The organism is Brevibacillus nigriterrae (genome assembly GCF_049846925.1).
Taxonomy (GTDB): domain Bacteria; phylum Bacillota; class Bacilli; order Brevibacillales; family Brevibacillaceae; genus Brevibacillus_H.
Window position 1 is genome coordinate 234,864 of the sequence record NZ_JBNCMT010000001.1, and the last position, 21,403, is coordinate 256,266.

Below are 21,403 nucleotides of genomic sequence, written 5' to 3' on the forward strand. Positions count from 1 at the left end.
TCAGCCCAAAAAACTTACTCTCGCAGTTGTCCAAACTTTTCCTGAGCAAAGGAAACGTCTTTCTGAATTTGTGCAATCAATGCGTCAACACCCGCAAACTTTTGTTCATCCCGAATAAAAAAGAGAATTTCCACCGAAACTTCCTTGTCATAAATCATGTCGCTAAAATCAAACAAGTGCACTTCTAGCGACTTTTCTTTCTTCTCCAGCTCAAAGGTTGGCTTGATGCCAATGTTCATCACACCGTTGTATGTTTTGTTATCTACCGTAAGCCTTACCCCATATACGCCATTTTTTCCGATCAGATACGGTTTGTCCGGAGAAACGTTGGCAGTAGGAAATCCGATGGTTCGTCCACGTTTATCCCCGTGAACGACGACACCACGAATTTTATACGGTCTGCCAAGCAGATGACGAACCTGCTCCACGTCCCCGTGATGCAGATATTCTCGAATAATGGTGCTCGATACCTTTTCGCCCAGACGATTGACAGGACCTACAATATCCAATCCATACTTGCCTTGACTGTGTTGCTGCAATGTGAGTGCTGTTCCCATCCCACGGTATCCAAACGTGTAATCAAACCCTACAACCACATGTTTGACGTGCAACGGAAGTAGGCATTCGCTTATGAAATCTTCTGGATAAATGGAGGAAAACGGAATATCAAATGTCATAACATAGACAATATCCACTCCCATTTTCTCCATTTGTTCCAGTTTATCTTCCAATGGTGTGAGATAGCGTGTGTAGCCAGTCTGACCCAATACTTCACGTGGATGCGGGTCAAATGTCATAACGGCACTTTTCCACCCATTTGCTTTTGCCACATCGATCGCTTTTTGAATCACACGACGATGACCCAGATGAACTCCATCAAAATATCCAATAGCTAATGCGCAGGAGGCTGCATCAATATCTGATGGGAGCGGGTAGGTTATTCGAATCGTTTTCACGAAAGTCTCACCTCAAGACTGAAAAACTTTTTCCGGCTTGGCGTACAGTCCGTGCGGGCCTTGACACACCAGATGAATACCGAGAAGCTGATCGCCCGAATACAGCCGCACAAGACTTCCGACCTCTGCGGAGAATTCAGGTAAAGATGTTGTCAGCCCGTTTAGAACAGCAGACTTTCTCGATAAAGGGATGTCATACCGGGGAAGAAAGGACAAAGATTCACTCATCGGAACAAGCAGCTTTGACAAATCTTCAGCTTGTACCGCCATTTGTTCTACCTCTGCAAGCGGAGTGGCTTGATCAATTGTGAAACTTCCGCTCTCGGTACGAATCAAACTCGCCATATGGGCAGGATAACCCAATGCTTCGCCCAGGTCAACACAAAGTGTGCGAATATATGTACCTTTGGAACAGCGACAAGAAAAGGAAACCAACATCGTATCCTCTTCACCAATTCCAAAACTATGTAATTCCAGATTATAAATTGTAACCTTGCGGGCTTTGCGTTCAACGACAACACCTTGTCTGGCAAGATCGTACAAGCGCTGTCCATTCACTTTGACTGCCGAATACATGGGTGGCACCTGATCGATTTCCCCTGTAAACCGCTCAAAAAGGGTAAGCAGAATGTCTTCGGTAATCACTTTCACATCAACTGGCTTCTGTTGAATGACCTCACCAGTGGCATCTTCTGTTGTCGTGGAGAATCCAAGACGCATCACGACTTGATACTTCTTGGGCTGCTCTTGCAAATACTCTACGATCCGGGTCGCATTGCCAATGCAAACAGGCAGAACTCCTGTAACTTCTGGATCAAGCGTTCCCGTATGTCCTACACGCTTGGTTTGAAAAAGCCTGCGCACTTTTGCCACACAATCATGTGAGGTAACACCCGCCGGTTTATGCAAGATGAGCACGCCATGATTCTCACTCATTCGTGCTCACCTCAAGAACTTCCGTTATTTTTGCTAGAATGGTCTGTTCAATTTCTGTGATATTGCCTTCCAGGGTACAACCTGCTGCCCTTGCATGACCACCGCCACCTACACTCTTGGCAATTTGAGCTACATCAATTCGACTGCGTGAACGGAGTCCTACCTTGACCACTCCCGGCTTGGTCTCCGTCAGGAGCAATCCTACCTCCACGCCTTCAATATTTCTCCCGTAGTTAACTAGTCCTGCCATGTCTTCACTGGTAGCACCTGTCTCTACAATATCCTGATTGCTCACACGCATGGAGGCAACCAGATTATTGTGTGTCAAGGTAAGTGATTGGAGCGCTCTTCGCAATATGTTTACATGCTGCATGGTAATCGATTCGAGGCAACGTTCAGCAATCTCACCCGGCTTTACTCCGTATGTAAGTAGTTTAGCCGCAATCTGCATGACATTGGACGTTGTATTTGAATAACGGAATCCGCCCGTATCTGTTAGTAATCCAGTATAAATGCATGTAGCAATTTCGTTATCCAGCGTGAACCCGCCCGCTTCCAAGAGCTCGAACATGATTTCGGCGGTAGCTGCTGCGTCCGTGCGAATCACATTAATGGTCCCGAAACAATCATTCGTCGGATGATGATCAATATTGACCAGTTGCACATCAGGTGCAAACAAGTGCTGCACCTTGCCCATTCGCTTGGAATCAGCCGCATCAACTGCAATAACGTGTGTAAATGTTTCATCAATTTGATCTTTGGCTAAATTGAGAATTTCATCATAACGAGGGAGAAAGCCAAAGGTTTTTGGCGTTTCTCCTTCGTTGACAACCACGTACTGTTTGCCTAGTTGACGAAGCAACAGGCAAGTAGCAAGCGCCGATCCAGTCGTATCTCCGTCTGGACTTACGTGAGAAATAACCAGAAAACGATCATGATTACGCATAAACTGCGCTGCCTGCATCAGTGATGTCACGTAATCAGTCATGCTTGATCTCTCCTTCAGTTGTGGAGATCTCACGCAAAATGGTTTCGATTTTATTGCCATAGTCAATGGACGCATCCATTTTAAAGATCAAGTCAGGGGCATGGCGAAGCTTAATGCGTTTCGCAATTTCTGTCCGCAGGAACCCTTTCGCCTTTTGTAAGCCTCGCAGGGACGCTTCTTTTTGTTCTGCACTGCCAAAGACACTGACAAATACTTTGGCTTGCTGCAAGTCAGGTGTAACTTCTACACCTGTCACGGTAACAAACCCGATTCGAGGGTCTTTCATCTCACGCTGCAAAAGGATGCTGAGCTCTTTTTTTATCTCTTCACCAATGCGGTTGGTACGTGTTTTATTCATGCTCATATTCCTTCACCTCCACATTACAGCCTTACTCGTAGTATTCCGTATCCGCACGAATCAACTCAACGCCGGGTGTCATTTCCACCAATCGAACGACTGAAGATAGTTCTTTTTGCAAAAAAGACATCTCATTAGCAACGGCAGCGACCACCAATTCGGTGCGCTGCCATTGATCTAAATAATTCATTTCAGCCACAGATACATTAAACTTGTTACGAAGCCGGCTGATAATACTCTTCACAATCGCCCGCTTCTCTTTCAAATTCTCGGGAGCGGGTAAGAATAATTCGATGTGAATTACTCCAATCATTGTGCTTTGACTTCCTCCATAATGAAGGCTTCTACTACGTCGCCTTCTTTAATATCACTGAATTTATCCAACGTAATACCGCACTCATAACCAGTTGCCACTTCTTTGGCATCATCTTTGAAACGTTTCAAGGTGTCCAATTTACCTTCGTAAATGACTACGCCATCACGAATCAAGCGAGCACCAGCATCACGGCTCATTTTACCTTCTGTTACATAGCATCCGGCAATATTACCCACTTTGGATACTTTGAACACCTGGCGGATTTCAGCCTGACCGATTACTTTTTCCTTGAAGACCGGATCAAGCATACCTTTGAGTGCTGATTCAATCTCTTCAATTACGTTATAGATAACACGGTGCAAGCGGATGTCGATTTTCTCTTGCTCTGCCATATTTTTCGCATTCGGTTCAGGACGAACGTTGAAACCGATCAAGATGGCGTTGGACGCATTGGCAAGTGTAACGTCTGACTCCGTAATGGCCCCTGCACCTGTGTGAATAATCTTGATGCGTGTACCGTTTACATCAATTTTTTCAAGGGAGCCACGAAGCGCTTCAACAGAACCTTGTACGTCCCCTTTGATGATGAGGTTAAGCTCTTTGATTTCTCCTGCTTGAATGTGTGTGAACAAGTCATCCAAGGAGATGCGTGTATTGGCACGACGATCGGATTCACGTTGCTTGGACGCACGAGCTTCACCAATCGCACGAGCTTTCTTCTCGTCTTCAAATACCATGAATTGGTCGCCTGCTTGTGGAACATCGTTCAAGCCAGTGATTTCAACTGGTGTCGAAGGCGCTGCTTCTTTGATTCGACGGCCTTTATCATTCACCATGGCACGAATGCGTCCGAAAGCGGAGCCCACAACGATTGGATCACCGATTTTCAAAGTACCATGTTGAACCAAAACAGTTGCAACTGGACCACGGCCTTTATCCAACTCAGCCTCAACTACAGTACCACGAGCACGTTTATTCGGATTTGCTTTGAGTTCTTGTACTTCTGCTACGAGAAGGATGTACTCAAGCAATTCTTCGATACCCATGCGCTGTTTCGCTGAAAGTGGACAGAAGATCGTTTCGCCGCCCCACTCTTCTGCAACGAGACCGTATTCTGTAAGCTCTTGCTTGATACGATCAATGTTCGCATCTGGTTTATCGATTTTATTTACTGCTACGATAATTGGAACGTTCGCTGCTTTCGCATGGCTGATCGCTTCCACCGTTTGTGGCATGACACCGTCATCTGCGGCAACAACAAGAATCGTGATATCGGTAATTTGTGCACCACGAGCACGCATGGTTGTAAACGCTGCGTGACCTGGCGTATCAAGGAAGGAGATCTTCTTGCCTTTGATCTCAACCTGATAAGCACCGATGTGCTGCGTGATTCCGCCTGCTTCTCCAGCAACAACATTTGTTGAACGGATGGCGTCAAGCAAGGTAGTTTTTCCGTGGTCGACGTGACCCATGATCGTTACTACCGGAGGACGTTCTTGCAATTCCTCAGCAGCATCAACTTCTTCGATTGTTTCGAAGTTGGTCTCATCAATAACGATTTTCTCTTCGACTTCCACGTTGTATTCAGCACAAATCAATTCGATGGCGTCTTTTTCAAGATCCTGGTTGATCGTAGCCATAATGCCAAGCATGAACAGCTTTTTGATGATCTCAGCTGGTTCTTTGCGAAGCTTTTTCGCCAACTCACCAACAGTCAACGATTCTGTGAAGACGATCTTGCTTGGCGGCTCCAATACAGGACGTTGTTGTTGCTGCTGTCCACCATGCTGATGTCTTCTGTTGTCATTGCGTTTGTTGTTTCCTTTGAAAGGAGTACTGTTCTTTTTATTATCTTCAAAGGTTTTCTTGCCAACAGGACTCTTCTTGATTTTTTCGCGTTTCTCTGTTCCCACTTTTGCAGGAATAATGACCTTATCTTCAAAATCCTCCAGGTCTTTTTTTACTTCTTCTTGCTGGCCTTGGGACTCTTGGACGGGTGCTTTTGAATGATTTGGTGCTTTTGGTTGATTACTCATATTTTCTGCTCTTCGCTCCTGATTCTTCCCCTGGTTTTGGTGAGGCTGGCGTTGATCCGGACGATTGGGTTTCGTATTGCCTTTGCCTGCATCACGAGATTGTTGCTCCGGTTGAGCAACTTTGTTACCCGCTGGTTGATTTCCACGCGTGTCTGTTTCTTTTTTCTCAGCCGGTTTATTTTGAGTTCCGCCACTGCGCAACTTGGACAGGTGCTGTTCGACCTTGTCGATCATCTCCTGATCCATGACGCTCATGTGATTGGCTACATCAATATTTAATCGTTTTAGTAAGTTAAGGATCTCTTTACTACTCATATTATGCGTTTTCGCATATTCGTACACGCGAGTCTTCATTGAATCACCCCTTATGAATTAGGTGTGAGAAGGTGCTGAATGTTGTCGGCCATCTTGGCATCGGTTACTGCTACAACGACACGCGATTCTTTACCAATTGCCCTGCCCAGCTCATAACGATCAGCTACCGCATGACAAGGTACCTGGTAAAAATGACATTTGTCTGTTATTTTCTTTGCAGTATTAGCTGAAGCGTCTAATGCCAGTATGACTAGTTTTGCTTGGCCCGTTCTGACTGCAGCAACGACAAGCTCCTCACCCGTAATCAGTTTCCGAGCACGCATTGCTAGCCCTAACGATTGAGAGAGTTTTCCATTCAATTACCGATCAGCTCCAACCACTTTTGCCGGAAGTCCTCGTATTGCTCTTGTGAGATCGTCATGTTGAGGGCACGCTCTAGCACTTTCTTCCACTTGCCAGATGCAAATGTATCTGGTGTCATGCAAGTTTCTTGTCTACATACATACGTTCCTCTACCTGCCGCTTTTCCCGTCAAATCTATGATGATGTTTTCATCAGGCGTCCGAACGACTCGAATGAGCTCCTTTTTGGGAAGCATTTGTTGGCAGACGATGCATTTACGCAAAGGAACCTTTTTTTGTTTCATTGAGCATCAACGTCCGCTGATTCCTCAGTTGCTCTAGGAAATTCAATACCTTCTTGTTCCGCCTGGCTCTCACTCTTGATGTCAATTTTCCAACCAGTCAGTTTGGCTGCAAGGCGTGCGTTTTGTCCACGTTTACCAATGGCGAGAGAGAGTTGATAGTCTGGAACAATGACTCGTGTTACCTTCTCTGCAACGTTCACATCCACATACAGTACTTTGGATGGGCTCAGTGCGTTGGCTACATATTCAGCAGGGTCTTCAGACCAGCGCACAATGTCAATTTTCTCGCCTTTCAATTCGTTGACAATCGTTTGAACACGCATGCCCTTTGGTCCTACACAGGCACCGACTGGATCAACGTCTTCATTAACCGAATGAACAGCGATTTTGGAACGGTCGCCTGCTTCACGAGCAACAGACTTGATTTCCACTACACCGTCATAAATTTCGGGAACCTCCAGTTCAAACAATCGCTTTAACAGCCCTGGATGAGTGCGGGAAACGACGATTTGTGGTCCTTTGGTTGTTTTTTCGACTTTAATGATATATGCCTTGATACGATCCTGTGGTTTGAAATCATCCGTCGGCATTTTTTCTGTAATCGGCATGATGGCTTCTACTTTCCCTAGGTCGATGTAGTAGAAACGGGCATCCTGACGTTGAATCACACCGCTGACAATATCTTCTTCACGCTCGATAAATTCGCTATAAATAAGTCCGCGTTCTGCTTCACGAATGCGCTGGGTTACTACCTGCTTGGCAGTTTGCGCAGCAATTCGACCAAAATCACGTGGAGTTACTTCGATTTCTACGATATCTTCGAGACGATAGTTTGGATCAATTTCCTGAGCAGCCTCTACAGAAATCTCCAAACGGGAATCGAGTACTTCTTCCACAACGGTTTTACGAGCATACACCCTTACAAGACCCGTGTGGCGGTTAATATCTACTCGGACGTTCTGAGCAGAATTAAAGTTGCGTTTGTATCCGGAGATCAAAGCTGCCTCGATTGCTTCAAGCAAAACCTCCTTGGCAATTCCCTTCTCCTTCTCAATCTCATTTAGTGCATCAATAAACTCGGCGTTCATGTTTTTGCTTTATCCTCCTTCCGAACGAAACCTCGCCTCCATTGCTCCTTTTATTGCTTGGCGAAAGTTCGTTACGCTCTTCAACCTATTAGGTAAAATCTAAAAAACAATCGCCATCCGCGCTGTCTCGATCTGGTCGATTGAAATTTCAACGGTATGTTTGACTTCTTTCACCATGAGCTTCTCATCTTCAAATCCAACTAATTCGCCTTCAAAGGTGGTATGACCTCCGATTGGTTCCTTGGTTGTTATATGTACATGTTTGCCCACTGCCTTGCGGAAATCCCGCTCATTGCGTAGTGGACGCTCGGCTCCAGGTGATGAGACTTCTAGGAAATACGCCATCGGAATCGGATCAACCTCATCCAGTCGCTGACTTAAGCGTTCGCTTACCGTACCGCAGTCATCAATGTCGATGTTGCCTGTCTCATTGTCTATGAACACACGCAAAAAATAATTCGTGCCTTCTTTTTTAAATTCGATGTCAACCAACTCCAGATTCATCTCATCCAAAATGGGAGTCAGCATCTCGGTAACAATTTGCGCTACTTTGCTCAAGCAAGTACCTCCTTTAAATCCGAACTCCGGTTTAAGCCAGAAAGAAAGAGTGGGTTTCCCCACTCTTGATCTGCGTGTATAACCAGTATTTCCAAAAAAATTATAACATAACAACCTACCCTTGACAACCTTTGGTTCCTGTAGATTCCTTTGCCAGACAGGCATTTTAGAATAGTGATAGCTGGTTGGATTCCGGCAACCCCTGAAGTGCCCCCTGCTCCTCCAGGAATTCGAGAATGGTTTTGGAAATTTTGGAGCGGGAAAGCAAATCCTCTTTTGACAGAAACTCTCCATCTTCTCTCGCTTTGACCAAACTGATCGCCGCATTGGTTCCGAGTCCCGGCATGGCGTTAAACGGTGCACGCAAACAGTTGTCTTCGATGAGGAATTTCTGTGAATCCGATTTGTACAAATCGACATTCAGGAATTTGTAACCGCGTTCTACCATTTCCAGCGCCATCTCCAGTACTGTTAATAACGCCTTTTCTTTTGGTTGTGCATCGTGACCCTTTTCTTCAATCTCTTTGATCTTCGCTTTGATTGCCGAAGAGCCTTTTGCCATCAACGGAATGTCAAAGTCGTCAGCACGAACGGTAAAGTAGGTCGCATAAAACTCCAGTGGATGATGAACCTTGAAATAGGCAATACGTACCGCCATCATGACGTATGCCGTTGCGTGTGCTTTCGGGAACATGTACTTGATCTTTTGACAGGAGTCAATGTACCAATTAGGGACACTGTTATTGCGCATCTCTTCCTGATCTTCTTCATTGACACCTTTCCCTTTACGAACGGACTCCATGATCTTAAACGCACGAGAAGGTTCCAATCCTTTGTAAATAAGATACACCATGATGTCGTCACGACAACCGATTACGTCAGAAAGCTTGCACGTTCCATTACGAATCAGCTCTTGAGCATTGTTGAGCCAAACGTCCGTCCCGTGGGAAAGACCTGAGATTTGCACCAGCTCGGCAAATGTCGTCGGCTTGGTATCTTCAAGCATCTGACGAACGAACTTGGTACCAAACTCCGGTATCCCTAGCGTACCCATATTGGTTCCGATTTGTTCAGGGGTAACCGCCAGTGCATCTGTGGTACTAAAGATAGACATGGTCTTCGGATCATCCAGTGGAATTTTCTTCGGATCAAGGCCCGTCAAATCCTGCAACATCCGAATGACCGTCGGATCGTCGTGTCCCAGAATGTCGAGTTTCAGCAAGTTGTCATGGATGGAATGGAAGTCGAAGTGGGTTGTTCTCCATTCCGATTCATTATCGTCAGCCGGGAACTGGATCGGACAAAAATCCTCAATTTCCATGTAATCCGGCACTACGATGATTCCTCCTGGATGCTGTCCGGTTGTTCTTTTCACACCAGTACAACCATTGACGAGGCGGGCAATCTCAGCTCCACGCAACACCAATCCACGCTCTTCTGCGTACTTGCGAACATACCCGTAAGCTGTCTTCTCTGCAACCGTACCAATCGTTCCTGCACGATACACATTATCTACGCCGAACAGTTCCTGTGTGTATTTGTGCGCTCTCGGCTGATAGTCACCGGAAAAGTTCAAGTCGATATCGGGAACCTTGTCCCCTTTAAAGCCCAGGAACGTCTCGAACGGGATATCCTGACCGTCTTTCGCATAATTCGTGCCACATTGCGGGCACTCTTTGTCAGGCAGGTCAAATCCAGAACCAATGGAACCATCCATAATAAACTCACTATGCTTGCAGTTCGGACACAGATAATGCGGCGGAAGTGGATTTACCTCGGTAATCTCCGACATCGTCGCAACAAAGGAAGACCCTACGGAACCACGAGATCCTACCAGATAACCGTCACGCAATGACTTTGTCACGAGGCGTTGTGAAATCAAATAGATAACGCCGAAGCCGTGTTTGATGATACTTGTCAGTTCTTTTTCCAAGCGGCTCTCAACGATTTCGGGCAACTCTTCTCCGTACATGCTTCTTGCTTTCGCATAGCACATATCCCGTAGCTCATCGTCCGCTCCTTCGATAATCGGAGTATACAGCTTATCCGGTATTGGACTGACATCCTCGATCATGTCTGCGATTTGGTTCGGTGCGGTCACTACGATTTCTCTTGCCAGTTCGTCACCTAAGAAACTGAACGCTTCGAGCATTTCATTTGTCGTCATGAAATAAAGCGGCGGTTGGTTGCCTGTATCTCCATCCCCTTTGGAAAAAAGGAAGACATCTCGGAAAATTTCGTCCTCTGGATTAAGGAAATGAACGTCGCCTGTGGCAACTACCGGTTTTTCGCACTCCTTGGCTACGTCAATCAGCATGCGGTGATACTCTTTTATTGAATCGAGCGAGTTCACACTTTCATTACGTAAAAGTGGACTGTAGTGCTGAATCGGCTGAAGTTCAATGTAGTCGTAATATTTGGCAACTTCAACAAGCTGCTCCTGAGACTTCCCACGCAGGATTGCCTGGAACAACTCCCCTTCTTTGCACGCCGTACCGATCAATAAGCCTTCCCGATATTTCGTCAGTTGGCTTCGCTGAATACGTGGCACACGATAAAAGGTTTCTACGTGAGAACGACTTACCAGTTTATAAAGGTTCTTCAAGCCCTCTTTGTTTTGAACGAGAATGGTCGCATGAAACGGACGTGAACTCTTGTAGTCCGCTTGCTGATTGCTTAGCTCATTCAGATGAGAAAGACTTTTAATCTCCTGTTCTTTCATATCCTTCAGCATGACCTGAAAAACTTGCGCAAGGGCTACGGTATCGTCCAAGGCACGGTGAGCATTGACCAAGTCGACGTTAAACCGCTTCGCCAGTGTACCCAGTCGATAATTGCGCATCCCTTTATACAGCATGCGGGCAAGCGGTAATGTATCCAAGAACGGGTTAGACCAGGTCTCTAGCCCAATTCTTTTCGCACACGCATTCAGGAAGCCTTGGTCGAATTCCGCATTGTGAGCCACGAGAATAGAATCCTGCACGAACTCCTTAAACTGTCGGAGAACGACATCTAGGGATGGTTGGCCCTGTAACATCTCGTTCGTGATGCCTGTAATTTCCGTTGTTTTAGGGCCAACAGGGAAACCTGGATCAATCAGTTCTGACCATTTATCGATAATCTCGCTGCCTCGCATTTTGACAGCGGCTATCTCGATGATCGTGTTCTCCGCAGCATTCAAACCGGTTGTCTCTGTATCGAATACTACATAAGAGGTATTTTCATCGATAACCACGTCATTGGCTCGGTTAGGCAGGAGATTATAGACAATATCTGCTCCATCATCGATGACATAGGCTTCTAATCCCAAAATACATTTGATGTTGTTTTTCTTGGCCGCTCCATACGCCTCCGGAAACGCCTGAACAACTCCATGGTCGGTTACGGCAATTGCCTTATGTCCCCACTTCGCTGCCGTAGAAATCAATGATTTCAGGGAAGCTACTCCATCGAGCATACTCATCGGGGTGTGGCAGTGAAGTTCTACACGTTTTTCCTCCGCTTTGTCCCTTCTCCCCACCTGTTCAATCTGATTCATGTCATTGGCCATCATCACAAGCTCACGCATAAATGTATCATGCTGCACGCTTCCTCTGACTTTCAGCCACATGCCATCTTTGACCGCTTCAAGCAGCTTGACGTCTTCTTTGTCGCGGGAGAAGATTTTGATCGAAAGCGAATCCGTATAATCTGTAAGATTGAACGTCAGCAAATGGCGACCGCTTTTCAATTCTTTTAATTCTACATTGAACACGGTACCCTGTACGACAATCCGTCGCTCTTCTTCCTGGATATCCTGGATTGGTACCGCATCTTCCTTGATCTCGTACCCCATCATCAAGGTTGTGATCGCTTCTGCTTTGCCATCCTGAGCTTCTTTTTCCTTCTCTGCCTGAGCACTCATGACTACCTGGATGAGAGCACGTTCTTCTTCTTCTCTTTGTTCCATAAATGCCTTGAGGTTTTCATCCGTTTGCTCTGCGACAAACTGGAATTTCGGTCGGATAAAGGTGACTTTGTGGAACATGTCCTGCAGTTCCTGATCCGCTTTCTTCCGATTGGCAAGTTCAATGGACATATCGGTTGGCATCGATACTTTGATGGCATCGCCGATTACTTCCCTAGGGCAAGAACGCATTTGGGTAGCAAGGGAGTTCAGTTTTTCTTCCGCCAACGTCAAAATATACTCCCAGTACTCGTTCACTACTTGTTCTGTCTGTGGCACACTATCGTAACGTACGAATGCATCCACTTTGGCTATGTGAGCAAAGCTGGAGCGCAACCGATTAAAAAATGCCTGATAGACGGTTGCCGGGATCAACTGAGGCAGGGTGAATGTGAAGATCCACTCTTTGTTTTCTTTATACAGCTCCAGTTTATTGATTTGCCCATCTCGAAAAAAATTCTCTGCTAACTCGACAGGAATATCCAATTGCTTCAACAACAAAGCAAATCGTTCTTTTTGTACTTGTATATCAACCATTCGCCAAAACACCTCATTACGAAACTTGGGCTTTGAATCTGCTTACAAATGAAAAGTGGCGCCCCAGATTGGAGCACCACATAGTAATTCGACAATTTGTGAGTTGATTCCTGCTAGACAGGCAAATCCGTATTAGGAAAGCTTTGCAAGCAAATCTCTGACAAATGATGTGAGTTCTCTTACAGCAACCTCGAAAGTTTCGCCTGTACGTCTCACACGTACCTCTACCGTACCATCCGCAATTTTGTCTGAGATGGTGACACGAATTGGCAAGCCGATGAGGTCTGCATCTTTAAACTTAACCCCCGCACGTTCTGGACGATCATCGTACAGTACTTCAACTCCCGCTTCGGTAAGTTCTGCATAAATGCGCTCGCTCGCTTCCCGCTGCTCGTCGACCTTGGCATTGATCGGGATCACATGTACATGGAATGGAGCAACCGAAACTGGCCACATAATTCCGTTCTCATCGTTGTTTTGCTCAATCACTGCTGCCAACGTACGAGAAACACCAATACCGTAACAACCCATGATCATGTCCTGGGAACGGCCATTTTCATCAAGGAAGGTAGCACCTAATGTTTTGGAGTATTTAGTACCCAATTTAAATACGTGACCAACCTCTACGCCACGGGCAAAAGCAATTTTCCCGTTATCACGTGGAGAATCGTCTCCTTCCGTAATGTTTCGCAGGTCAGTATAACGAGTTACACGCAAATCACGCTCAGGTGAGACGTGCTTGAGATGGTAATCCACTTCATTCGCTCCGACAACCCCGTCAACCACATCTTGCACATAATTATCAGCAACAACTTCCAAATCGGCTGGAACTCCGATTGGACCTACAAAACCAACCGATACATTCAGTAATTGACGCACTTCTTCTTCGGACGCCATACCGATATTGGTTGCATCATAGAGGTTTTTGAGCTTTACCTCATTCAGTTCGTGATCACCACGCACCAATACCAGCACGAATTTATCATCAAGTTTATATACAAGACTTTTAATGATGTCAGAAGCTAGTACACCCAGGCTTTCCACTAGCTGGCTAATGGTACGTACACCTGGTGTGTGGATCTTTTCTGTTGAAGTCACGTCGATGTTTTGTTTTGGTTTGGCTTTGTACACCACTTCTGCCTTCTCCAGATTAGCAGCGTAATCACTTTCTGTAGAGTACGCAATGGTATCTTCACCAATTTCACAAAGAGCCATGAACTCGTACGTTCCCGTTCCGCCAATCGAACCTGCATCCGCTTCTACAGCACGGAAGTTCAATCCGACACGAGTGAATATGTTGGTGTAGGCATCGAACATCGCCTGGAAGTTCTTGTCCAATCCTTCCTGGGTCGTATCAAAAGAATAAGCATCTTTCATAATAAACTCACGGCAACGAATCAATCCGAAACGAGGGCGAACTTCATCACGGAACTTGGTTTGAATTTGGTACACGTTCAAAGGAAGTTTTTTATAGGAATTCACTTCAGAGCCGACCAAAGTAGTAACTACTTCCTCATGTGTAGGTCCAAGTGCAAATGAACGGTTATGACGGTCATTCAATCGAACGAGCTCAGGACCGTATACATCCCAACGACCAGATTTATTCCACAACTCTGCTGGTTGCATAGCAGGCATGAGAATTTCCTGCGCTCCTGCACGGTTCATCTCTTCCCGAACGATCTTTTGAATTTTTTGTAAAACCCGAAGCGCCAATGGCATGTATGTATAAATTCCAGAAGCTAACTGTCTGGCCATTCCGGCACGCAGCAATAATTTATGGCTGGCGATTTCTGCGTCTGATGGTACTTCCCTCAATGTAGGGATAAGCATTTGACTTTGTTTCAACACGACAATTCCTCCTTAGCAACTGACCACACAAGATAAGTCTTTATACGTGAAGCCCCGAGCGTCCTGTAGTATCGCTCGAGGCTTATCTTACATCCAGTTATTTCACAATCGAATTGATTTCTTTCATCAATTCCTCAAAAAGTTCATCTTCTTTTACTTTACGTACAATCTCACCGTTACGGAAGATTAACCCTTCGCCATTACCGCCGGCTACGCCGACATCTGCTTCACGAGCTTCACCTGGCCCGTTAACCGCACAGCCCATGACCGCAACCTTCAATGGTGTTTTCAAGGTAGACACAGCGTCTTCTACTTGAGTGGCAAGGCCGATCAAGTCAATGGCACAACGACCACATGAAGGACAGCTAATTACTACCGGATCATTGTTGACGATATCCAGACTTTTGAGGATTTGTTTTGCTACCTTGATTTCTTCTACTGGGTCAGCCGTCAGGGATACACGAATGGTGTCACCGATTCCCATGGAGAGAACCGTACCGATACCGACGGCAGATTTAATACCGCCGGAGAATTGAGTGCCAGCTTCTGTTACTCCAACGTGAAGTGGGTAATTCCGCTTCTGCGCCATCAGAGAATAGGTTTGAATCATCGTCATAACATCAGAAGATTTGAGTGAAATTGCTATATTATCAAAGTTGAGATCTTCCAAAATCTCGACGTGATCCATCGCACTCTCAACAATCGCTTCGGGACTCGGGTAACCGTATTTATCCAATAAACGCTTCTCCACTGAACCGGAGTTTACCCCGATACGGATAGGAACATTTCGTTCCTTACACGCTTCCACAACTCGTTTGGTTTTTTCCTTTGAGCCGATATTGCCCGGGTTGATACGAATTTTATCGATTCCACTCTCCAAAGCAATCAAAGCCAGTTTATGATCGAAGTGTATATCTGCAACTAATGGCAATGGTGAGCGTGCCTTGATTTGTTTGATCGCTCTTGCTGCATCCTCATTAATAACCGCCAGACGAACAATTTGGCAACCCGCATCGTACAAGCGTTGAATTTCATTAAGTGTCGCTTCCACGTTACGTGTATCAGCAGTTGTCATGGATTGAATAACCACGCTCTTTTGACCGCCGATTTGTACGCCCCCCACAAATATCGGTTTCGTCTCCTCGCGTTTGTACACGGTTGTACACCATCCTTTTTATCTGTCTGTTACGCATGTAGTATATCAGAATTAGTCAAAAAGATCTTGTTCAAAAAGGAGGACAAACAGAGCCTCGAAGTTCAAGGCGCGGAAGACCCGAGCAGCGGAACGTAGGTAAGTCTACGTGAGCAGCGGAGGGGCAACGCAACGAAGAAATTCGAACGCTATGTTTCCCGGACTTTTTGAACTTCCTTTTTAGAAGAAGAAGCGTTGAATGTCGTTCCATGTTACTACCAAAATCAGCAGCATCAGGAACGCAAATCCCAGGAAGTGTACCATGCCCTCCTTGTGAGGGTCAACTGGTCTGCCTCGCAATCCTTCGACCCCAAGGAATACCAATCGTCCACCATCAAGTGCAGGTAACGGGAGTAAATTGAACAAACCTAAGTTGATGCTCAACACGGCTGCCCATGTGATCAGAGTTTTGATCCCTTGCTGAGCAAACTCACCTGTCATCTTGAAGATACCAACAGGCCCGCTCAAATCTTTCAATCCTACAGCGCCCGTAAACAGCATTGCCAGGTTGCTAATAATCATCGCCGTAAAGTCATAGGTCGCAACTGCACCATAACGGATGGACTCTAGCGGGTTGTATGTGACTGGATTGTAAACCATGATTTTGCCCTGGCCATTCTCGTTTTGAACGAGTACCGGGACTTTCTTTCTTTCTCCGTTACGTTCGATTTCCAAAACCAATTCCTTGCCAGGCGATGTACTTACTACGTCTACAATCTGTTTCCACGTTTGTATCGGTTTTTCTTGAATGGAAAGGACTCGATCACCTTCCAATAATCCTGCCTTTGCTGCAGGGCCATTGGGCTTAACTTCCCCGATCAAAGGCTCATTCGAAGGAACACCATAGAGTAAACCGCTAGCCATTAACAGAACAAACGCAAGGAGAAAGTTTGCTGCTGGACCTGCAAAGATTGCCCAGAAACGCTGACTGACTGTTTTACCTTTGAACTGACGGTTATATGGTGCGATTTGAATCTCACGGTCCTCAAACACCAATTGTGCTTGCGGATCAACCTTAAACGTCTTCTCTTCACCAGAAACATCCAGTGTGAGTGTCAATTTGTGTTCCAGATCAAATTGGGTAACAACCCCCTGAATTGTACTTGCCTGATTGGATTTCTGATCGAGATACATTCTCTTCACTCGATTAAGAGCATCGAGTTCAATTCCAATCATCATGTGTGGCTTTAACACGTCCAACTCGGGGTCTTCTCCGGCCATTCGCACAAGTCCGCCAATCGGTAGGAGCCGTACAGTATACTCGGTCTCACCACGTTTAAAGCGGAAAATTTTAGGACCCATCCCCAAAGCAAATTCACGACAAAGAATGCCTGCACGCTTTGCCAAGAGAAAATGTCCTAATTCGTGTACAAGTACCAGCACACTAAATACCACGATGATGGCAACGATTGATCCAAACGAATCCAAGTTAGGAATAGGCAAAGGATAGGCCACCTTTCTACATTAGTCTCAACGAGTAAATTGATAGTGAGTCGCTTCATGACGTGCCCACTCATCGGCCGCAAAAATTGTTTCCAAGTCCGGTCGATTGATTTTCACGTGTTTCTCACAGATGCTTTGTACCAATTCTTCTATTTGCAAAAACGAGATTTCTCCCCGCAAGAAACGATCAACGGCTATTTCATTGGCTGCATTCATCACGGTTGGCAGTGTACCGCCCTGTTTCCCGCACTCGTAAGCCAGTTTAATCATGGGATAACGCTCGAAATCCATTTTGGCAAAGTGAAGTGTTCCACAAGTCACCAGGTCTAGCGGTTGTGTCTGAAGTGGCAATCTTCTCGGGTAGCTTAATGCGTACTGAATGGGAACCTTCATATCTGGTGTTCCCAATTGCGCCATCACTGCCCGATCTTTGTATTCTACCATAGAATGGATAATGCTTTCATAATGGAGAACACATTCAATCTGTTCGAAGGGAAGTCCAAAAAGCCAGTGTGCCTCAATTACTTCAAGCCCTTTATTCATCATGGTTGCTGAATCAATCGTTATTTTGGCTCCCATATTCCAGTTCGGATGGTTCAGTGCGTCTTGGATACCGACGTGTTTTAATTGATCACGAGTCAAATGACGGAACGATCCACCCGATGCTGTCAACAGGATGCGTGACACATCGTCCCTATGCTCTCCTTGCAAGCATTGAAAGATAGCGGAGTGCTCACTGTCTACCGGGATGATAGTTACCCCGTTTTTCAGGGCAGCTTCCATCACAATATGTCCTGCGCTCACCAAAGTTTCCTTGTTGGCTAAACCGATCGTTTTTTTTGCTTCAATCGCTGCTAGCGTCGGCTCAACCCCCACGCTGCCTACTACAGCAGTAAGTACAAAATCGGCTGAGTCATGACTGGCAACCTGAATCAAGCCTTCTTTGCCACTGACAATCTCAGGGACGTGCGCATCACCAATATATTCACGAAGTTGTTTAATATACTCTGCCTTACCTACTGATACGATCTGTGGGCGAAATTGTTTCACTTGTTTTGCTACCAACTCTAGATTGGAGCCCGCCGCAAGCCCTACAATCTGGAATTCTTCAGGGTGCTGAGAAACTACTTCCAGAGTGCTCGTACCAACTGATCCTGTTGAACCTAGAAGTGATATTTTCTTCACTGTTGATCCACCTCTACCCATTCTCTCTTTTACAATACTTTTCCGAAAAGAGTTTACGCCGTATGTAAACCTAAAAGGTATAAAATCGGAAACACAATTATCAAACTGTCAAAACGATCCAGAACACCGCCATGTCCAGGGAAAATGCGGCCCGAATCCTTGACGCCAAAGTGGCGTTTCAATGCGGATTCCACGAGATCTCCCATTTGTGCTGCGATTCCGGTTACTAGCGCTATAGCAAGGGCTTGTGTAAAAGGAATGATCCCCTGAACTGCGTTAATTCCTAATACTACAATCAGCGCTGCTGCAAGACCACCAATGGAACCCTCGATTGTTTTATTCGGACTGATGGCTGGCCAAAGCTTGTTTTTTCCAATGGCCCGTCCAACGAAATATGCGCCAGAATCCGTTGACCAGATTCCTAGCAGCACCAGCATGGTGAGCCAAAAACCGTGCTGACTCATGCCATCTCGAAAGGCAGCCATATATAAAAAACCATAACCCAGATACAATGCTCCTAGAATAGCGAGTGCCACGTGTTCGATGTGAAATTCGTTCTTGCGTATGACCGTGTAAAACAACAGTAGCAGTAAAACCGGAATCAATAAATTGGAGAACTGAAACAGAGCCATATCGGCTGATATCAGTTCAGGCCAAAGAATACTCAACATCAGTAAATAACTTAATAAGCCCGCTATTCCAAACGGTCGCAGGTGAGCCATACGTAAAAATTCAAAAAGGCCAACCATGGCCAAAAGTAAAATAAGTAGGGAATACCAAATGCCTCCCAAATAGACAAGGGTAATAAATAGTACTCCTCCTAGTAACCCTGTTATCATTCGTTGCTTCAAACTCTTCCACCTCTTTGGTTATACCGCACCGTATCGACGACCTCTGCCTTGATATTCTGCTATTGCTTGATAAAAATGCTCTTTTGAGAAATCAGGCCAAAGAACATCAGTAAACCATAGTTCAGTGTACGCCAATTGCCACAACATAAAGTTGCTTAACCGAATCTCTCCGCTTGTGCGAATCAACAAATCAGGGTCTGGAGACTCGTGTGTATACAAATGGGAAGAGATTGCTTCTTCCGTAATCTCTTCTGCCGATAATTTTCCATCCAAAACAAGCTTCGTCAGTTCAGAGACTGCCTTCACAATCTCTGTTCTTCCCCCGTAGTTAAGGGCAAAGTGCAATTTCAAACCGGTATTATGCTTGGTCTTTTCTTCTGCTTGTTCCATCGCAGCCAATGTATGGGCAGGAAGACCTTCTTTGCTTCCTACAAGAATAAGACGCACATTTCGTTCGATTAATTCATCCAATTCTGTCGACAGGAATTCTTGAGGCAACCTCATCAAAAAGTCAACTTCATCACGTGGTCGCTTCCAATTTTCAGTTGAAAATGCATACATCGTCATGACTTGTACGCCTAAATCATCAGCAGCTTTTACAATTTCTTTGACTGTTTTCATTCCAGCACGATGACCTGCAACTCGTGGCAAGCTTCGCTGCTTTGCCCATCTACCGTTGCCGTCCATGATGACAGCAATGTGTCTGGGAATGTCACCATTTCGATCAATGATTTGATTTGATTCTGTTTGATTACTCTTTTTCCCCAACATTTGACCAATACGTTCTAGCATAAGGTTTCCCCCAGAAAGAGAAATGTAGACTAAGGCTCCCCCTCCTACCTGTAAGAGGGGGAGCTATAGATCTACTTATTTATACTTCCAAGATGTCTTTTTCTTTATCTTTTACTACCTTATCTACTTCTGCAATAAATTTATCAGTTGTTTTTTGGATGGTTTCCTGATGGCGACGAGAATCATCTTCGGAGATAGTACCCGCTTTCTCCAACTTCTTGATGTCTTCATTGGCATCACGACGGATATTGCGGATCGCTACTTTTGATTCTTCCCCATCTCTGGATGCCACTTTAACAAGGTCCTTACGGCGTTCTTCAGTAAGCGGTGGAACAATAATACGAATAACCGTTCCATCGTTATTCGGGCTTAATCCCAGATCAGACTGTTGAATTGCCTTGTCAATCTCTTTTAATGCTGTTTTGTCCCATGGTTGGATTAACAGCAAACGAGGTTCTGGAGCATTGACGTTTGCCAATTGGCTGATTGGTGTTGGTGTACCGTAGTAATCCACCATCACTTTATCCAGAATGGCTGGAGTAGCACGGCCCGTACGCAAGGTAGACAAGTCTTTTTTCAGTGTGTTAATCGCTTTTGACATACGTTCTTCCATGTCTTTTAAAATAGACTGCGGCATTAGGCATCCCCCTTAACAATCGTTCCAATCTTTTCTCCCATTACGGCTCTGAGGATGTTGCCTTCCTCCGTAATGGAGAACACAATTAATTGAATATTATTATCCATACACAAGCTTGAAGCGGTTGAGTCCATCACGCCAAGACCCTGGTTCAGAACTTCGAGGAAGGTTAATTTGTCATATTTCACTGCATCCGGATCAACCGATGGATCAGCAGTATAAACACCATCCACTTTGTTTTTTGCCATAAGGATCACTTCGGCTTCTATTTCAGCAGCCCGCAATGCAGCTGTTGTATCCGTAGAGAAGTATGGGTTCCCCGTGCCCGCAGCAAAAATAACAACACGGTTCTTTTCTAGATGACGAATCGCTCTCCGTCTTATGTAAGGTTCTGCAACTTGACGCATCTCAATTGAAGTCTGTACGCGCGTAGGTACGTTTACTTGTTCTAATCCATCCTGTAAGGCAAGGGAGTTCATCACTGTCGCTAACATCCCCATGTAGTCAGCAGTTGCACGATCCATCCCCTTGGAGGCACCGGAAAGTCCACGCCAAATATTGCCTCCGCCGACAACTACGGCGACATGTACACCCATTTCAACTATTTCCTTGATTTGGTTTGCGATAGAGAAGATAACCTTAGGGTCAATTCCGTACCCTAGTTCTCCAGCAAGCGCTTCCCCACTCAACTTTAACACGACACGCTTATATGCAGGAAGTGGCATGTGGAAAAACCTCCATTCTTCTAACATTCTCTGCCAAGTTTACCATTCTT

Annotated in this window: 19 protein-coding genes; all 19 read right to left on the reverse strand. The window is 45.6% G+C overall.

Going from position 1 to position 21,403, the window contains the following annotated elements:
* Positions 1-14: 14 nt before the first annotated feature.
* Positions 15-956: a bifunctional riboflavin kinase/FAD synthetase gene (locus ACPW7N_RS01230; protein WP_425649163.1), complete on the reverse strand. Its 942-nt coding sequence runs from the start codon at positions 954-956 to the stop codon at positions 15-17.
* Between the two features lie 12 nt (positions 957-968).
* Positions 969-1,892, reverse strand: a complete 924-nt coding sequence (truB, locus tag ACPW7N_RS01235) for a tRNA pseudouridine(55) synthase TruB (protein ID WP_425649164.1) — start codon at positions 1,890-1,892, stop codon at positions 969-971.
* Entirely contained in the window at positions 1,885-2,880 is a 996-nt protein-coding gene (locus tag ACPW7N_RS01240; RefSeq protein ID WP_425649165.1) for a DHH family phosphoesterase, read from the reverse strand. The genes truB and ACPW7N_RS01240 overlap by 8 nt, the downstream gene beginning before the upstream one ends.
* Complete coding sequence (gene rbfA, locus ACPW7N_RS01245) at positions 2,873-3,238, reverse strand: 30S ribosome-binding factor RbfA (RefSeq protein ID WP_425649273.1); 366 nt, start codon at positions 3,236-3,238, stop codon at positions 2,873-2,875. The genes ACPW7N_RS01240 and rbfA overlap by 8 nt, the downstream gene beginning before the upstream one ends.
* Positions 3,239-3,269: 31 nt before the next feature.
* Positions 3,270-3,551 carry a DUF503 domain-containing protein gene (locus ACPW7N_RS01250; RefSeq protein ID WP_425649166.1) on the reverse strand — a complete coding sequence of 94 codons (282 nt, stop codon included), beginning with the start codon at positions 3,549-3,551 and terminating at the stop codon, positions 3,270-3,272.
* The gene (infB, locus tag ACPW7N_RS01255; RefSeq protein WP_425649167.1) at positions 3,548-5,944 is read right to left on the reverse strand and encodes a translation initiation factor IF-2; all 2,397 of its coding nucleotides are present in this window, start codon (positions 5,942-5,944) and stop codon (positions 3,548-3,550) included. The genes ACPW7N_RS01250 and infB overlap by 4 nt, the downstream gene beginning before the upstream one ends.
* Positions 5,945-5,955: 11 nt before the next feature.
* On the reverse strand, positions 5,956-6,264 hold the full coding sequence (locus tag ACPW7N_RS01260) for a YlxQ family RNA-binding protein (protein WP_425649168.1): 309 nt from the start codon (positions 6,262-6,264) through the stop codon (positions 5,956-5,958).
* The gene (rnpM, locus tag ACPW7N_RS01265) at positions 6,261-6,551 is read right to left on the reverse strand and encodes an RNase P modulator RnpM (protein WP_425649169.1); all 291 of its coding nucleotides are present in this window, start codon (positions 6,549-6,551) and stop codon (positions 6,261-6,263) included. The genes ACPW7N_RS01260 and rnpM overlap by 4 nt, the downstream gene beginning before the upstream one ends.
* On the reverse strand, positions 6,548-7,639 hold the full coding sequence (gene nusA, locus ACPW7N_RS01270) for a transcription termination factor NusA (RefSeq protein WP_425649170.1): 1,092 nt from the start codon (positions 7,637-7,639) through the stop codon (positions 6,548-6,550). The genes rnpM and nusA overlap by 4 nt, the downstream gene beginning before the upstream one ends.
* A gap of 99 nt (positions 7,640-7,738) precedes the next feature.
* Positions 7,739-8,197: a ribosome maturation factor RimP gene (gene rimP, locus ACPW7N_RS01275; RefSeq protein WP_425649171.1), complete on the reverse strand. Its 459-nt coding sequence runs from the start codon at positions 8,195-8,197 to the stop codon at positions 7,739-7,741.
* Positions 8,198-8,363: 166 nt separating this feature from the next.
* Positions 8,364-12,680 carry a PolC-type DNA polymerase III gene (locus ACPW7N_RS01280; protein WP_425649172.1) on the reverse strand — a complete coding sequence of 1,439 codons (4,317 nt, stop codon included), beginning with the start codon at positions 12,678-12,680 and terminating at the stop codon, positions 8,364-8,366.
* Positions 12,681-12,812: 132 nt separating this feature from the next.
* A complete protein-coding gene (locus ACPW7N_RS01285) occupies positions 12,813-14,525 on the reverse strand; it encodes a proline--tRNA ligase (RefSeq protein WP_425649274.1) in 1,713 nt (570 codons plus the stop codon).
* A gap of 100 nt (positions 14,526-14,625) precedes the next feature.
* On the reverse strand, positions 14,626-15,684 hold the full coding sequence (gene ispG, locus ACPW7N_RS01290) for a flavodoxin-dependent (E)-4-hydroxy-3-methylbut-2-enyl-diphosphate synthase (RefSeq protein ID WP_425649173.1): 1,059 nt from the start codon (positions 15,682-15,684) through the stop codon (positions 14,626-14,628).
* Positions 15,685-15,900: 216 nt separating this feature from the next.
* Complete coding sequence (gene rseP, locus ACPW7N_RS01295; RefSeq protein WP_425649174.1) at positions 15,901-17,163, reverse strand: RIP metalloprotease RseP; 1,263 nt, start codon at positions 17,161-17,163, stop codon at positions 15,901-15,903.
* A 27-nt stretch (positions 17,164-17,190) separates the two neighbouring features.
* Positions 17,191-18,348 (reverse strand): 1-deoxy-D-xylulose-5-phosphate reductoisomerase, encoded by a 1,158-nt coding sequence (locus tag ACPW7N_RS01300; protein WP_425649175.1) that lies wholly within the window; start codon positions 18,346-18,348, stop codon positions 17,191-17,193.
* A 53-nt stretch (positions 18,349-18,401) separates the two neighbouring features.
* Complete coding sequence (locus ACPW7N_RS01305) at positions 18,402-19,199, reverse strand: phosphatidate cytidylyltransferase (RefSeq protein ID WP_425649176.1); 798 nt, start codon at positions 19,197-19,199, stop codon at positions 18,402-18,404.
* 18 nt (positions 19,200-19,217) lie between these two features.
* Complete coding sequence (locus ACPW7N_RS01310) at positions 19,218-19,991, reverse strand: isoprenyl transferase (RefSeq protein ID WP_425649177.1); 774 nt, start codon at positions 19,989-19,991, stop codon at positions 19,218-19,220.
* Between the two features lie 79 nt (positions 19,992-20,070).
* Positions 20,071-20,628 (reverse strand): ribosome recycling factor, encoded by a 558-nt coding sequence (frr, locus tag ACPW7N_RS01315; RefSeq protein ID WP_425649178.1) that lies wholly within the window; start codon positions 20,626-20,628, stop codon positions 20,071-20,073.
* Positions 20,628-21,353, reverse strand: a complete 726-nt coding sequence (gene pyrH, locus ACPW7N_RS01320; protein ID WP_425649179.1) for a UMP kinase — start codon at positions 21,351-21,353, stop codon at positions 20,628-20,630. Before pyrH ends, frr begins: the two co-directional genes overlap by 1 nt.
* Between the last annotated feature and the right edge of the window lie 50 nt (positions 21,354-21,403).